This window comes from Paraburkholderia graminis, from assembly GCF_003330785.1.
In the GTDB taxonomy this organism is placed as follows: domain Bacteria; phylum Pseudomonadota; class Gammaproteobacteria; order Burkholderiales; family Burkholderiaceae; genus Paraburkholderia; species Paraburkholderia graminis.
Map to the genome: position 1 here is coordinate 1593724 of NZ_CP024935.1, position 14563 is coordinate 1608286.

The following is a 14563-nucleotide window of genomic DNA, read 5'->3' on the forward strand; positions in this document are numbered from 1 at the left end:
GTTGGTCCCGCTTTTCAATGTCGAGGTCCATCTCATGGACGGAGCAAAGCAGTTTTCACGCAGTCGGGACATCAATGCAAAGGTTGCCCGCATTTTGACGAAGCGCAGCGCGGTCGCACACGAGCATCTGACAGAACGCGTGCGCACCGCGTCAGGTGTCGATCGCGACACTGCAGCCGCGCCGACCACGCGTGCGCCAACGCCTTGGGACACATGGTCTTACGGGCTCGACATCATTCAGCGGTCGGTCATGTTTCTCGATACGCTGCGTGAGCGCGGGACTGCGTATCGCGAGCGGGCCCGGCAGGATCCGAAACCCGTGTTGCACTTCGACTACGAGTCTGTTCTCGACGGTCGCCAGTTCGAAAGGCCCGTCAACTACGCGCTGCTAAAAATCAAGCCTCCCGAAGGCGTGATTGTGGACCCGCGCAAGCGCCCTTACCTCATCATCGATCCGCGCGCCGGCCATGGCCCGGGCATTGGAGGCTTCAAGGACGACTCACAAGCCGGTGTCGCGCTGCGCGGGGGACATCCGGTGTACTTTCTCATCTTCTTTCCCGATCCAGAACCGGGCCAGACATTGCTCGACGTGTGCGCCGCCGAGCAGCAGTTCGTGAAGCGGTTGCGCACGCTACACCCCGACAGCCCGAAACCCGCGCTCGTCGGTAATTGCCAGGGCGGGTGGGCCGCGATGATGATCGCGGCGTCAGACCCGGACGACACCGGCCCGATCGTCATCAATGGCGCGCCGATGTCCTACTGGAGCGGTGCGTGGAGCGAAGGCCAGGGCGATAACCCGATGCGCTACGCCGGCGGCATACTCGGAGGCTCGTGGCTTGCGTCATTTGCCGCGGATCTCGGAGCCGGAAAATTCGACGGCGCTCATCTGGTGCAGAACTTCGAGAGCCTTAATCCGGCGAATACGCTGTGGGACAAGTACTATCACCTCTTTCATAACGTCGATACCGAACCGCCCCGCTTTCTCGACTTCGAACGCTGGTGGGGCGATTACTATCTGATGAACCGCGAGGAAATCGAGTGGATCACGCACAACCTGTTCATCGGAAACAAGCTCTGGTCTGGCGATGTGAGAGGATCAAGCGGCAAGGCATTCGATCTGCGCGAAATCCGCTCGCCGATCATTCTGTTTGCATCGCTTGGCGATAACATCACGCCGCCGCAACAGGCATTTAACTGGGTGGCGGATCTGTACGGCAGCACCGAGGAAATCAAGGCCCGCGGCCAGGTGATCGTCGGACTCATGCATCAGGACATCGGCCATCTCGGCATCTTTGTATCGGGCAAAGTGGCAAAGAAGGAACACACGCAGATCGTCTCAGTGCTGGAAGCCATCGAATCTTTTGCGCCCGGCCTCTACGGAATGTCGATCACCGAACGAAAAGACGCAAACGGCGAAACCGAATACGAGGTCGAGTTTCGAGAACATCGGCTCGAAGAAATCGCGGCGCATTTCAACCGCTTCGAGCGCGAGGACGAAAAGCCGTTCGAAGCCGTCGCGCAACTTTCCGAGTTCAACCAGCGTGCGTACGAACTGTTCGCCCAGCCGATCGTGCAGGCCATGTCGAACGAAACGACCGCGCGGCTGTTTCGCGAATTTCATCCGTTGCGTTTGCAGCGCTGGGCGTTCTCGGATCTCAATCCCTGGCTCGCGTGGCTGCCATCCGCGGCGAGCGCGGTGAAGACTCATCGCCAGCCCGCGGAAGCAGACAACCCGTGGCGCGCGATCGAGCAAAGCGGCTCGCAAATGATCAGCGCATCGCTCGATTACTATCGGGAGATGCGCGATGCAGGTACGGAGGCAACATTCTTCACGATCTACGGCAACCTGTTCTCGCTCTATCTCGCTGACGCTAAACCTGCGGCAGAAAGCGGGGCCAAAAGCGGGACCGGGCCCGACAGTGATCCTCGCGATTTGCCGTTCGTCAAGGAAGCGCTCGCGTCGATCCGCGAAGGGGGCTACACGGAAGCAATCGCACGCGCGGCCGCCCTGCTCTCGCGCAAAGGCGAGCCATTGCCGCTTTCGCGGCTCGTCACGCGCAAGGAACTGGCTCAGGCGTACGCGAGCTATCTTCCGGATCTGCCTGCCGATCAGTGGCGGCGAATTCGCGGTGAGCAGGAAATCATCGTCAGCTTCGAGCAGGATGAGGCGATTGCCACGTTGCCGGTACTTGTCGCCGACAGGAAAGATCGGGCGCGTTTCATCACGCTGCTAGACGAATTGTTGAAAGACGAACGCGTACAAAGCACCGGTCCGACTGAAGCGCAGCGGGCCATGTTCGATCGCATTCGCCAGGCACTCACGGCGAAGCCCACGCCGGGCCGCTCCGTTGCTGCGCTCGCGCGGCCATAGTCCGCCAGCCAGATGCACACGGTCCTGTTTTGCATGGAGCCTCAATGGAAGCGAAGCACAGCAAGTACCAACGACTCATCGAGCACTGCAAAAGCTTGCCGCCGATGAAAACGGCGGTCGCGCATCCGTGCGATGCGAGCTCGCTCGAGGGCGCTGTCGAAGCGGCGCGGCTGGGGCTCATCGCGCCGATACTCGTGGGGCCGGTCGAGCGTATCGAAGCCGCAGCCGCGCTGGCCGGCGTTGCGATCGCCGGCTTTGCGCTCGTCGATGCCCCGCACAGCCACGCCGCGGCAGCCGCCGCAGTGCAACTCGTGCGCGAAGGCAAGGCAGAAGCCCTGATGAAAGGCAGCCTGCATACGGACGAACTGATGGGCGCGGTGGTGAGCCGCGAGTCGGGGCTGCGTACCGAACGGCGTATCAGCCACTGCTTTGTCATGGACGTCCCGCTGCTCGAGCAGGCGCTGATCGTCACCGACGCCGCGATCAATATCGCGCCCACACTCGACGTGAAGATGGACATCTTGCAGAACGCGATCGACCTGGGTCACGCGTTGCAATTCGAGCAAGTACGCGTGGCGATTCTGTCAGCGATGGAAACCGTGAATCCGAAACTGCCTTCCACGATAGAAGCCGCCGCGCTCTGCAAAATGGTCGATCGACGTCAGGTGACGGGAGCGTTGGTAGACGGTCCGCTTGCACTGGACAACGCGATCAGTGTCGAAGCGGCCCGGATCAAGCAGATCGATTCGCAGGTGGCGGGCCGCGCCAACGTGCTGATGGTGCCCGACCTCGAAGCCGGCAACATGCTCGCGAAGAGCCTGTCGTTTCTCGCTGGTGCGGATGCGGCGGGTATCGTGCTGGGCGCCCGTGTGCCGATCGTGCTAACCAGCCGCGCCGACAGCTTGCTGACGCGCCTCGCCTCATGCGCAGTGGCGGCCCTCGTGGCAGACGCCAGGCGCACGAGCGACAAGGTGTTGAGGTAACGCCATGCCGGATGTCATTCTGGTACTGAACGCCGGTTCGTCCAGCATCAAGTTCCGCGCCTTCGGCGTAGACGGTGCGACGATGCATCTCGTGCTGCGCGGTCAGGTCGACGGTCTCGGCACGGCGCCACGCTTTATCGCCGTAGACAGCGACGGCAACACGACAACCCGCGACTGGGACGCCGATCCAACGCTCGGACACGAGGGCGCAATCGAGCATATCGGCGGCTTCCTGCGAAGCTACGGCGGAGGATATCGTCTGATCGCCGTCGGCCATCGTGTCGTACACGGCGGTCAGATGTACTCGGGCCCGGTGACGGTGACGCCCGCCGTTCTCGACGAACTGGACAAGCTGGTGCCGCTCGCACCGCTGCATCAGCCGCACAACCTGAGTCCGATACGCATCATCGCGCGAACTCGGCCCGATATCCCGCAGGTAGCCTGCTTCGATACGGCGTTTCATCGCTTGACACCCGAGGTCGCGCAGGCTTACGCGCTACCCTCGGCGATCACGGAAAGAGGCGTGCGCCGTTATGGCTTTCACGGCCTCTCCTATGAGTACATTGCGAGCGTGCTGCCTCGGATCGCACCGGCCGCGGCAGCGGGCCGATGCGTCGTAGCCCATCTCGGCAACGGCGCCAGCATGTGCGCGATGGTGGGCGGCAAGAGCGTCGCGAGCACGATGGGCTTCACCGCCGTCGATGGCCTCCCGATGGGCACACGCTGCGGCAATCTGGACCCAGGCGTAATTCTCTATCTGATCGATGCACTGAAGATGGACAAGCAGGACATCGAAGATCTGATCTACCGGCAGTCGGGCCTGCTTGGCGTGTCCGGTATTTCGAGCGACATGCGCGCACTGCTCGCGAGCGATGCGCCACGCGCCCGTTTCGCAGTCGATATCTACACGTACAGGATCGCCCGTGAACTCGGCTCGCTAGCGGCCGCGATGCACGGCATCGACGCGCTCGTTCTCACAGCCGGCGTGGGGGAAAACGCCAGCGCGATTCGCGAGCGCATTGTGCGCGACGCCGCATGGCTCGGACTGGAACTCGACCCTGCGGCAAACGAGTCGGGCGGCCCCTGCATCAGCGCTGCGTCGAGCAAGGTATCTGTCTGGGTCATCCCGACCAATGAAGAACTCATGATAGGGCAACACACACTCGCGGCGATCCATGCCGCCGCCTCATAGAGCGAACGTACGCCCGACCGGACCCGAAGGATACCTCCATGACATCCGCCCCGCCGCAGCCGATCCTGAGTGGCGCGAAAGCGCTGGTCACAGGCATTGCCAACGAATATTCGATCGCGTACGGATGTGCGAAAGCGTTTCGCGAGCTGGGCGCGGACCTCGCGATTACCTATGCCAACGAGAAAACAAGGCCCTATGTAGAGCCGCTTGCAACGGCCCTCGGTGCATCGATCTTCGAGCCGCTCGATGCTTCGAGCGCGGCCGAGCTTGCGGCCGTGTTCGAACGAATCGACAGGGAATGGGGCAACCTCGATATTCTCGTCCATTCGATCGCGTGGGCGCCCAAAAATGATCTGCAAGGACAGTTGATCGACAGTTCGAGCGAAGGCTTCGCGAGTGCAATGGACATTTCGTGCCACTCGTTCGTGCGCATGGCCCGCCTTGCCGCGCCTTTGATGAAAAACGGCGGCACCATGCTCACCATGAGCTATCACGGCGCAAACAAGGTAGTGCCTTCGTACAACATGATGGGACCCGTCAAGGCCGCACTGGAAGCCTGCGCCCGTTACCTTGCATATGAACTCGGCCCGAAGGGAATCCGCGTTCACGCCATTTCACCGGGGCCGCTCAAGACGAGAGCCGCGTCGGGCCTGAAAGACTTCGATCTGCTACTTACGGAAGCTGCGCAACGCGCGCCGCTGGGCGAGCTGGTCGACATCATGGATGTTGGGTTTACCTGCGCCTTTCTGGCGACGCCCTACGCCCGGCGCCTGTCCGGAGAGACGCTGTATATCGACGGCGGCGTCAATATCATGGCCTGACCGCCGTATCGATTCCACTAAGGGAGCACTTTATGGCTGATCTGTGGATGGGAAACGTTGAAGACAATACTTCGGATGACGAAATCAATGATTTCCTTATCAAATACGGCTTTCCGCCATTCGACCGGATCCACCGCTATCACGGAACGGGAGCGCGGCCCGCGATCGTGCTCAGCTTCAGCGGCACGTCGCCGGATGCGTTGCGCAATCTGCAGGCCCGAGTCCACAACATGTTCTGGAAGAGCCGGCCCATTGTCGTTCAGGTCATGCCGGAGCGCGCCGACAGGTCGTAGAAGGTAAGCGGAACGGTATGTGACTGGTCCTGGACCCCTTGCTTGCCGACCCAGGTTACCGACGGCGACGGGATCAGTTACGTCGGGAACGGCGACTCGTAGTCCTTGCACTTTGCCCGAGGTATCAGCGAGCCGCACGCCGCGCCGCGCGGTCGAGCCGCCGCCGGCCTCTTTCTCAGTAGCCGTCACCTCCGGCACGTTTGCGCCTCATCTCGGCCCACTCGATTAACGCCTGCATCGACGGCCCGAGCGCATATCCCATATCGCAAAGTTCGTACTCTACCTTCGGCGGCACTTGGGGATACACCGTTCGCCGCAAGATGCCGTCTTTCTCAAGCTGCTTGAGCTGCTGAATCAGCATTTTCTGGTTGATGCCGTCAATCAGCTTCTCCAGATCGGAGAATCGCAGCGGGCCTTTTGCGGCAAACAACTGGCAAATGATGACGATCTTCCACTTGCCCTCCAGAACCCGGAGGGCCTCCGTCGTCGCCTCGGCCCATTCAAGCCGCTTCTTGGGATCTTCGCAGTTCCATTCACGCTCTTCAGACACAAACACCTCGGTATGCTACTTACTTTTTAGTCGGTACTTACCATTACAACATAAGCCAGCTAAAGTGGGCGCCACGTGCAATATCGAGGATACAGCTATGAAAATCGGGATCGTCGGAACAGGAAACATTGGCGCGTCTCTCGCCCGCAAGTTGAGCACGGCAGGCCATGAAGTCCGCGTCGCGAACTCTCGCGGCGTGGATGGTGTTCGACAGTTCGCCGACGAGATCGGCGCGCAAGCCGTGGATGTTCGCGGCGCGGTCGATGGCGCGGAAGTCATCATCCTGTCGATTCCGCTGCCCGCCATACAGGCGCTTCCTGCGGATTTGTTCGATTCAGTAGCGGCTGACGCGATCGTCGTCGACACCGGCAACTACTACCCGGACATGCGCGACCCGCACATTCCGGAAATCGACGAAGGAATGCCCGAAAGCGTGTGGGTATCCAGACAGATCGGGCGCCCTGTCATCAAGGCATTCAACAACGTGCTGGCCTACACGCTCGCCGAGTTGGGCCAGCCGGAGGGGACGCCTGGCCGCCTCGCCGTCGCCGTGGCGGGGGATGACCTGCGCTCCAGGGGAATCGTGATGGAGCTGGTGAATCAGACGGGCTTCGATCCGGTCGATGCGGGTTCGCTCGCAGAATCCTGGCGCCAGCAGCCGTCAACTCCTGCGTATTGCTGCGACTACGACGCGGATGCCATGCGCAAGGCGCTGGCCGCGGCCGCTCCTGGGATTGCGCCGAGGATACGCGACCGGCTGCCGGAGGTTTTCGCCAGCCTCGGCCCGAATCCGACCCACGCCGATATTGTCGCGGCAAACCGTGCAACCAACATCGTTGCAGGCAAACCAGCGTCGTGAGCGGGCTAGTTGTAGCGCCGCGCTTCATCTAACGCCTCAAGCTACGGTAGCTTCGCGCTGATACCGCGACACCGGCCGCCGCAGGCCCAGGTTCTCGCGCAACGTCGCACCTTCGTATTCCGTGCGGAAGAGGCCTCTCCGCCGCAATTCCGGCAATACCAGTCGGATGAAGTCGTCGAGGCCGTCCGGCAACAGCGCCGGCATTACGTTGAAGCCGTCCGCACCATAGTTGACGAAGCGTTCCTCGAGCGCATCGGCGATATGCTTCGGGGTACCGATTAGTTGCCAATGCCCGCGTGCGCCGGCGACGCGCAGATACAAATCGCGGATCGTCAATTTCTCGCGCCGCGCCAGTTCGAGCGTCAACGACTGCCGGCTCTTGCTTGCATTGGTCTCAGGCAATTCGGGAATCGGCCCGTCGAGCGGATAGCCCGACAGATCGAAGCCGCCCGTGAGTCCGGACACCAATGCAAGTCCGACCGCCGGATCGATCAGCGCCTGTAGCGCGGCGAACTTGTCCTGCGCTTCCTGCTCGGTCGCGCCGACAATCGGCATCACGCCGGGCATGATCTTCAGATCGTCCGGGTCGCGTCCGTACTGCGCGAGGCGGCCCTTCACGTCCGCGTAGAACGCAACCGCGTCGTCCAGCGTTTGCTGCGCGGTGAAGATCACTTCGGCGGTACGCGCTGCGAGCGCCTTGCCTGCTTCCGAGGAACCCGCCTGCACGACGACCGGCCTCCCCTGAGGCGAGCGTTCGACATTCAGCGGCCCGCGCACGTTGAAGAATTCGCCGCGATGGTCGAGCACATGACGCTTTGCCGGATCGAAATAACGCCCGGCCGCTTTGTCTCGCACGAACGCGCCTTCATCCCAGCTGTCCCACAGCCCCTCGACCACTTCCGCGAACTCCACCGCGCGTTCATAGCGACGCGTATGGGCAAGATGTTCGTCGAAGCCAAAATTCTTCGCCTCGTGCGCATTCGACGACGTGACGAGGTTCCAGCCCGCTCGCCCGCCGCTAATGTGATCGAGCGACGCAAACTTGCGGGCAATGTGATACGGCTCGTTGAAGGTCGTCGACGCCGTGCCCACAAGGCCGATTCGCTCGGTGACAGCAGCCAATGCCGAGAGCAAGGTGAGCGGCTCGAACTGCGCGACGTAGCTGTGCGCTGTGCGGCTCAGGAAGTCGACGTTGTCGCCACGCGTTCCCGAGCCGTCCGCGAGGAAGACGAGATCGAACCTTGCTGCTTCGGCGGCTTGCGCAAGCCGGACGTAGTGCCGAAAGTCGCGTCCCGCATCCGCGTGACTGCCCGGATGACGCCACGCGGCGATGTGATGCCCGGTCGGATAGAGAAACGCGCCGAGGTGCAGTTGTCCTTTTCGTTGGCTCATGGTGTGTGCGAAGTGTGCTTCGGATGGCGAGCGCGCGATGCTGCCGGTCGCGCGCGCCAGCGCTGTGCGTTGGCGGGATGCGCGAGACCGGCATGCACGGCGCGTTCAGTTCGGATCGGCAGCCAGGCGATTCAGCGTTCGATATACAGGTCGGCGAAATTGCCGCGTATGCCCTCGCCGCCCGGCGCATAGTTCTTCACTTTCCTGGACGAAATCGTGATGTTCGGATTTGCACCGAACTCGACGGACGGAATATCGTCGTGCACGATCTGCTGAAACTGCATGAAGAGCTGGCGGCGCTGGGCATCGTCGGTAGCGACGGAGGCTGCCTCGAGCAATCGGTCTACTTCCGGATTGGAGTAGTGCGCGGCGTTCGAGAACGGCAGACCGATCTTGAAGTTCTTCGACCAGAACACTCGCTGAACTCCGACGGTCGGATCGAAGGTGTTCGAAAGCGCTTCGAGCGTGATGTCGAATGCGCGATCGGTGTACGCCCGCTTCACGTACGTGGCGAAGTCGTAACTTTCGATCTCGCCGTCGATCCCGATTCGCGCCAGCGATTGCCGGACGAAATCCGCCGCACGCGGGTCCTGGAACGGGTTGTACAGCAGCCGCAAGCGGAAGCGCTTGCCATCGGGCCCGCGCTTATAACCCGCTGCATCGAGGGCCGCGTTCGCCTGCGCGACGTCGTACGGAAAGTAGTGAATGTCGGCGTTGTGATACTTCGCGTTCGCCGTACCGATCGCGGCGGCCGACACCTGACCATATCCATACCAGACCACACGGTTCAGCGCATTGACGTCGAGCGCCTGCGAGATCGCCTTGCGGACCGCCTTGTCTTTCAGAACGGGCGTATCCAGGTTGAAAATCAACTGCTGATGATTGCTGTTGTACGCCCAGTTCGTCGTATCGACATTGAAGTTCGACAGCGCGCTAAAGCGCTTCACATCCGATAGCGGAATGGCCTGGTCGCCGAGATTGGCGGCGCCCGACTCCAACGCCGCAGCGCGCGCCGCGCCGTCCGGCAAAAACCGCACGACGATCCTGTCGACGTAAGGCTTCGGCTTGTCCCAATAGTCGGGGTTGCGTTCGAGCACGATGTTGCTGCCGTGCACGAACGACTTGAATACAAACGGACCCGTGCCGACCGGGGCGCTGTTGTACGGGCTCGCCGCGATGTCGGTGCCCTCGTACAGGTGCCTCGGAATGATCGGCGACTCGGTGCCCGCGAGCGCCGTCAACAGAAACGGCGCGGGCCTGGAAACCCCGATGACTGCGGTGTAAGGGTCCGGCGTTTTCACATCGGTCACGTTGGCAAACGTGCTTCGCCCCCGCGGATGCACCTGCTTTAACGTCAGGATCGAAAAGGCAACGTCGGCGGACGTGAAGGGCTTGCCGTCATGCCACTTCACACCGCGGCGCAGATTGAACCGGTATTGCAGTCCGTCCATGCTGACTACCCAGGAAGTGGCGAGCAGCGGCTTCGGGTTGAGGTTCCTGTCATACGTCAGAAGGCCCTCCACCACCTTGGGGCCGATCTCCGCATTGCCCCCGGCCGTCGTAGTGAGAGGAACAATGGAAGCCGGCTCGGGCGTCACGAGCCAGGTCAGCGTTCCACCGTGGTCGGGCGCGGCGCTCGCGCCCGCAGGCACGATCCCGATGAATGCACTCGCCAGTAGCGCGACAAGCCGGATCGCGCGTGCCCTGTGTGTCGTTTTCATTGTGGTCCTCTTGTTGTCTTTTCGTTGTCGTTGTTGTCGCTTTGTTGTCGTTTCATTGGGCTGGCGCGGCTGCGTGCTGCGGCGCTATTGGGTCCGACTCTCGCGCCTTGAGCCGGTTGGACTTGAGATCCGGATCGTTGCGCGCGGCTTCGCGTTTCGCAAGCCAGGCAGCGCGCTTTTGCACGAGATACTCGTTGAGCGTCGTCATGTATGAGCGGTTGAAATGATGGGTGACTGGACAAGGCTAATACGCTGCACAGCATAGCCAGCCACTCCACATAAGCGAACCAAGCGATTCTTCTTTGCTTACGCTTTTGCGTTATTTCCGGCGCTGCTCAATTGCGCGAGCAGATAAGGATAGAAATTATTGTTCGTTGTCCGATGTGTCGACTTGCCGGTAAGTTTTGAGGGCTCCGGTGCGCCTGCCCGAATGCGACGCCCGACCCTGAACTTCGTCTGTCACAGCATCGGATATGTCCATCACGACCGGTTTTTTCGCGCCATTGGCGCTTATCCGCAACCCCGGGCGGGTGCACACCGTGCATGACCCGGTGCGCCGGAAGTACGCGGCGATCGGCGACTTCTATCCGAATGGTGTGCGGCCGCCCGCAACCGGCAAAACCTGACGCGCTGCGCCCAGGCATGCGCTCAGGCTGCATCGCCGTTGATCGCGCCGCCATCCGGCCGAAGAGCGAGACCTGACACGCGCCACGCCGAACCGAACCGCCACGTTCTCTACACCGATTATCGCCATGACCGACACCCTTCTCGCCGCCGCACCGCAAGCATTAGGACAAGCGCCGGATGCCACGCCTTTCGTGCCGGTGCGCTCGCCCGCCGACTTCCCTGCCAGTCCCGTTGCACGCGCGCTCGAACAGCCGCTGCTGCTCGGGCTCTTCCTGCCAATTCAGGCGGGCGGCTGGAGCGCGTCGACGCTGCCGCGCACCACCGACTGGAACTTCGACTACAACCTCGCGCTGGTGCAGAGAGCCGAGAGCCTCGGTTTCGATCTCGTCTTCGCACTCTCGCAGTGGCTCCCGAAAGGCGGTTACGGCGGCGTGTTCAACGGCGAGGCGCTCGACTCCTTCATGTCACTCGCGGCCATGACCGCGTGCACCGAAAAAATCATCCTGGTCGCAACCAGCCATGTGCTGTACGGGCCGTGGCATCCGCTGCATTTCGCGAAGTTCTGCGCGACGCTCGATCACATTTCGAAGGGACGCTGGGGCATCAATGTGGTCACCGGGCATCGGGCCGTCGAACACGAGATGTTCGGCTGGCATCGCATCGAGCACGATCGCCGCTATGAGCTGGCGAGCGAGTTCCTCGACGCCGTGCAACAGCTATGGGCACAGCCCGATAACTTCAGCTTTGCGCCGCCTTTGTCGAGCTGGAGGCTCGACAAGGCGTTCGTCACGCCGAAGCCGCAATACGGCCGCCCGTTGCTCGTCAATGCGACCGGCTCCGATGCGGGGATCGAGTTCGCCGCCCGCTATTCCGACGTGGTGTTCATCACGAGTCCCGCGGGCTCGGAGATCGAAGCCGCGCTCGCCGCCTTGCCCGCGCACACGGCGCGTGTGAAGGCCACTGCGGCGAAATATGGCCGCAAGATCCGCACGCTGATCAATCCCATGGTGATTTGCCGCGAAACGGCTGCCGAAGCGCTGGCCTATCGCGACGCGATCGTCGCGCATGGCGACGAAGGCAGCTTCCATCGCTTCGAGAGCGACGCGCACGCCTGGCGTGGCAATTCCGAACAGCGCAATCAGGCAGCCGCGCGCGCGGTGGGCGGCAACATTTCGATAGTCGGCTCGCCGCAGCAAATCGCCGATTACATCGTGCGGCTTCACCGGGCCGGTATCGACGGCGTGCAACTGAGCTTTTTCGATTTTCAGCCGGACCTCGAATTCTTTGGCGCACACGTGTTGCCGTTATTGCGCGAAGCCGGTCTGCGCTACTGATCCCGGACCCATCCCCCACTTTCTCTTTACTTCATGGCGAGACGCATGAGCCGACTCTGGTACACCCGCTGCCCCGCTCCGACTCCATTTGGCATCGCCGTACAGAAGGGCTGGCGTGGTGCTCTGGCGCGACGCGATGCAACGGCTTCGGCTTCCGTCTGAGGCGCCGCCATTCCGCTGCCATTGCGCTGCCATTGCGCTGCTATTCATCTCCTCTTTCTATCGAACCGTAAGATGCTTGCTCTCATCTCGCAGGCGGCGCCGCGTCGTCGCGGCACCTCGTTGTTGCTCAGCGCGCTAGGACTCGGCACCGCCCTGCTGATCTCGCTCTCGTCTTCATACGCAAGCGCGCAGACGCCTGTGCGCGGCGGCACCCTGAACTTCGTCGTCACGCCCGAGCCGACCGCGCTGGTGGATCTCGCCACGACCGCGACCAACGTGCTGAAGGTCAGCGCGAAAGTCGTCGAAGGACTGCTCGAATACGACTTCTCGTTGCAGCCGAAGCCGTCGCTTGCAACTTCATGGGACATCAGCGACGACAGCCGCAAGTATGTGTTCCATCTGCGGCACGGCGTGAAATGGCATGACGGCCAGCCGTTCACCTCCGCCGACGTCGCCTATTCGCTGCAGACACTGCGGCAAGTGCATCCGCGCGCCAAGACCACCTTCGCGAATGTGACCGCCATTACGACGCCCGATCCGTACACGGTCGTCATCACGCTGTCGAAGCCCGCGCCGTATCTGATCAAGGCGTTCTCTTCGTCGGAGACGCCGATCGTGCCGAGGCATCTGTACGAAGGCAGCGACCCGCTGACGAATCCCGCCAACAACGCGCCGATCGGCACGGGGCCATTCCGCTTCGTCAAATGGGTGCGCGGCAGCTACATCGAATACGCCCGCAACGACGACTACTGGGACAAAGGCAAGCCGTTCCTGGACAAGATTGTCGTCAAGATCATTACCGATCCTGCGGCGCGCACCGTCGCCTTCGAAGACGGCTCGATCGATCTGAGCGGCGACACGCCGGTGCCGCTGTCCGACCTCGCGCGGCTGAAGAACAGTCCGAAGCTCGCACTCGACTCGCGCGGCTACGAGTTCCAGGCCGGCGTCACCCGCATCGAATTCAACCTGGACAATCCGGTAGTGAAGAACCTGCGGGTTCGCCAGGCGATTGCATCGGCGATCGACCGCGAAGTGATCCGCAAAGTGATTTTCTACGGCTACGCCACGCCGCTTGCCAGCCCGATCATTCCGTCGAGTCCTTACTACGATCCCGCGCCAACGCCGTATCCGTATGACGTGGAGCGCGCCAACGCGCTCCTCGATGCAGCCGGCTTTCCACGCAAGGCCGACGGCACACGCTTCGCGCTGAGGGTCGATCCGTTGCCGATCGGCGAGTTGCCCGCTCGCACCGCTGCCTACGTGAAGTCGGCGCTCGCCAGAGTCGGCATTGCGGTCACCGTGCGCAGCCAGGACCTACCCGCGTATCTGAAGCGGATCTACACCGACCGCGACTTCGATTTTTCGATCAACGGCATGAGCAATCTGTTCGATCCGGTGGTCGGCGTCGCGCGCCTCTACACGACCGGCAACTTCCGGCGCGGCGTGCCGTTCACGAACGGCTCGCACTACAGCAATCCGCAGATCGATCGACTGTTCGCACAGGCGGCCGAAGAAACGGACGAGGCGAAGCGCAAGCAACTGTTCTCGCAGATCCAGCAGATTCTGGAGCGCGACCTGCCCGACCTGAATCTCGTCGCTCCGCGATATCTCACCGTGTATTCACGCGCGGTTCACAACCATACGACTGGTCCGGACGGGGTCTCGGCAAGTTTCGCCGACGTCTGGCTGCAACGTTGAAACGATCCCCACTCACTCTGACGGAACTGTACTCACATGGAATATAGACAACTCGGCCGCAGCGGCATCAAGGTTTCCGCACTCACGCTCGGCACGATGATGTTCGGCGGCCCGACCGACGAAGCGACCTCCGCCCGCATCATCGGAGAGGCGCTGGAGCAAGGCGTCAATTCGATCGACACCGCGGACGTCTACGGCAAGGGAGAATCGGAGCGCGTAGTGGGCCGCGCGATCGCCGCGCAGCGCGAGCGCTGGGTGCTCGCCACCAAATTCGCCAACCCGCTCGACGAACGCGACGTGAACGCCCGAGGCGCGTCGCGCAAACACATCCAACGCGCAGTCGAAGCGAGCCTCACGCGCCTCGGCACCGACTATATCGACGTGCTGTACCTGCATCGCGAGGATCATTGGACGCCCGTGGAAGAATCCGTGCGTGCGCTCAACGATCTGATCCGCGCCGGCAAGCTGCGCTACTACGGGCTGTCGAATCATCGGGCGTGGAAGATCGCGGAATTCGCTCGTCATGGCGACACAACGTAGGACCGCAACGGAACGGGATT

12 protein-coding genes and 1 pseudogene are annotated in these 14563 nt (G+C 62.1%); 10 read left to right on the top strand and 3 right to left on the bottom strand.

Annotated features, from left to right (window positions below; all coding sequences use genetic code 11):
• The first annotated feature begins 34 nt into the window (after nucleotides 1–34).
• Genes CUJ91_RS25290 through CUJ91_RS25310 form a run of 5 tightly spaced genes read left to right on the top strand, consistent with a single transcriptional unit; the run spans nucleotide 35 to nucleotide 5660 of the window.
• The gene (locus CUJ91_RS25290; protein WP_114157446.1) at nucleotides 35–2371 is read left to right on the top strand and encodes a DUF3141 domain-containing protein; all 2337 of its coding nucleotides are present in this window, start codon (nucleotides 35–37) and stop codon (nucleotides 2369–2371) included.
• Nucleotides 2372–2415: 44 nt separating this feature from the next.
• Nucleotides 2416–3354 carry a phosphate acetyltransferase gene (locus tag CUJ91_RS25295; RefSeq protein WP_006051618.1) on the top strand — a complete coding sequence of 313 codons (939 nt, stop codon included), beginning with the start codon at nucleotides 2416–2418 and terminating at the stop codon, nucleotides 3352–3354.
• 4 nt (nucleotides 3355–3358) lie between these two features.
• Nucleotides 3359–4546, top strand: coding sequence for an acetate/propionate family kinase (locus CUJ91_RS25300; protein WP_029968791.1), 1188 nt, complete (start codon nucleotides 3359–3361; stop codon nucleotides 4544–4546).
• A 38-nt stretch (nucleotides 4547–4584) separates the two neighbouring features.
• A complete protein-coding gene (gene fabI / locus CUJ91_RS25305) occupies nucleotides 4585–5367 on the top strand; it encodes an enoyl-ACP reductase FabI (RefSeq protein ID WP_006051620.1) in 783 nt (260 codons plus the stop codon).
• Between the two features lie 32 nt (nucleotides 5368–5399).
• The gene (locus CUJ91_RS25310; RefSeq protein WP_006051621.1) at nucleotides 5400–5660 is read left to right on the top strand and encodes a hypothetical protein; all 261 of its coding nucleotides are present in this window, start codon (nucleotides 5400–5402) and stop codon (nucleotides 5658–5660) included.
• A gap of 175 nt (nucleotides 5661–5835) precedes the next feature.
• On the opposite strand, the gene CUJ91_RS25315 is transcribed toward CUJ91_RS25310, so the two are convergent.
• Complete coding sequence (locus CUJ91_RS25315) at nucleotides 5836–6210, bottom strand: winged helix-turn-helix transcriptional regulator (protein ID WP_107707965.1); 375 nt, start codon at nucleotides 6208–6210, stop codon at nucleotides 5836–5838.
• Here CUJ91_RS25315 and CUJ91_RS25320 point away from each other — a divergent pair.
• Complete coding sequence (locus CUJ91_RS25320) at nucleotides 6101–7069, top strand: NADPH-dependent F420 reductase (RefSeq protein ID WP_374710176.1); 969 nt, start codon at nucleotides 6101–6103, stop codon at nucleotides 7067–7069. The two genes, CUJ91_RS25315 and CUJ91_RS25320, sit on opposite strands and share 110 nt — an antisense overlap.
• 36 nt (nucleotides 7070–7105) lie before the next feature.
• Here the strand turns inward: CUJ91_RS25320 and CUJ91_RS25325 are convergent, their stop codons facing one another.
• The gene (locus tag CUJ91_RS25325) at nucleotides 7106–8461 is read right to left on the bottom strand and encodes an LLM class flavin-dependent oxidoreductase (protein ID WP_114157448.1); all 1356 of its coding nucleotides are present in this window, start codon (nucleotides 8459–8461) and stop codon (nucleotides 7106–7108) included.
• Nucleotides 8462–8592: 131 nt separating this feature from the next.
• Nucleotides 8593–10182, bottom strand: coding sequence for an ABC transporter substrate-binding protein (locus CUJ91_RS25330; protein ID WP_114157449.1), 1590 nt, complete (start codon nucleotides 10180–10182; stop codon nucleotides 8593–8595).
• A gap of 473 nt (nucleotides 10183–10655) precedes the next feature.
• Between CUJ91_RS25330 and CUJ91_RS34510 the strand changes: the two genes are divergently transcribed.
• The 4 genes and pseudogenes from CUJ91_RS34510 to CUJ91_RS25350 all read left to right on the top strand — a co-directional run.
• Nucleotides 10656–10808, top strand: a complete 153-nt coding sequence (locus tag CUJ91_RS34510) for a hypothetical protein (RefSeq protein ID WP_167450660.1) — start codon at nucleotides 10656–10658, stop codon at nucleotides 10806–10808.
• A 126-nt stretch (nucleotides 10809–10934) separates the two neighbouring features.
• Entirely contained in the window at nucleotides 10935–12143 is a 1209-nt protein-coding gene (locus tag CUJ91_RS25340; RefSeq protein WP_114157450.1) for an LLM class flavin-dependent oxidoreductase, read from the top strand.
• Between the two features lie 234 nt (nucleotides 12144–12377).
• Nucleotides 12378–14003 carry an ABC transporter substrate-binding protein gene (locus CUJ91_RS25345; protein WP_114157451.1) on the top strand — a complete coding sequence of 542 codons (1626 nt, stop codon included), beginning with the start codon at nucleotides 12378–12380 and terminating at the stop codon, nucleotides 14001–14003.
• Nucleotides 14004–14039: 36 nt separating this feature from the next.
• Nucleotides 14040–14522, top strand: a pseudogene (locus tag CUJ91_RS25350) (aldo/keto reductase); the annotation flags it as partial.
• Nucleotides 14523–14563 lie beyond the last annotated feature (41 nt).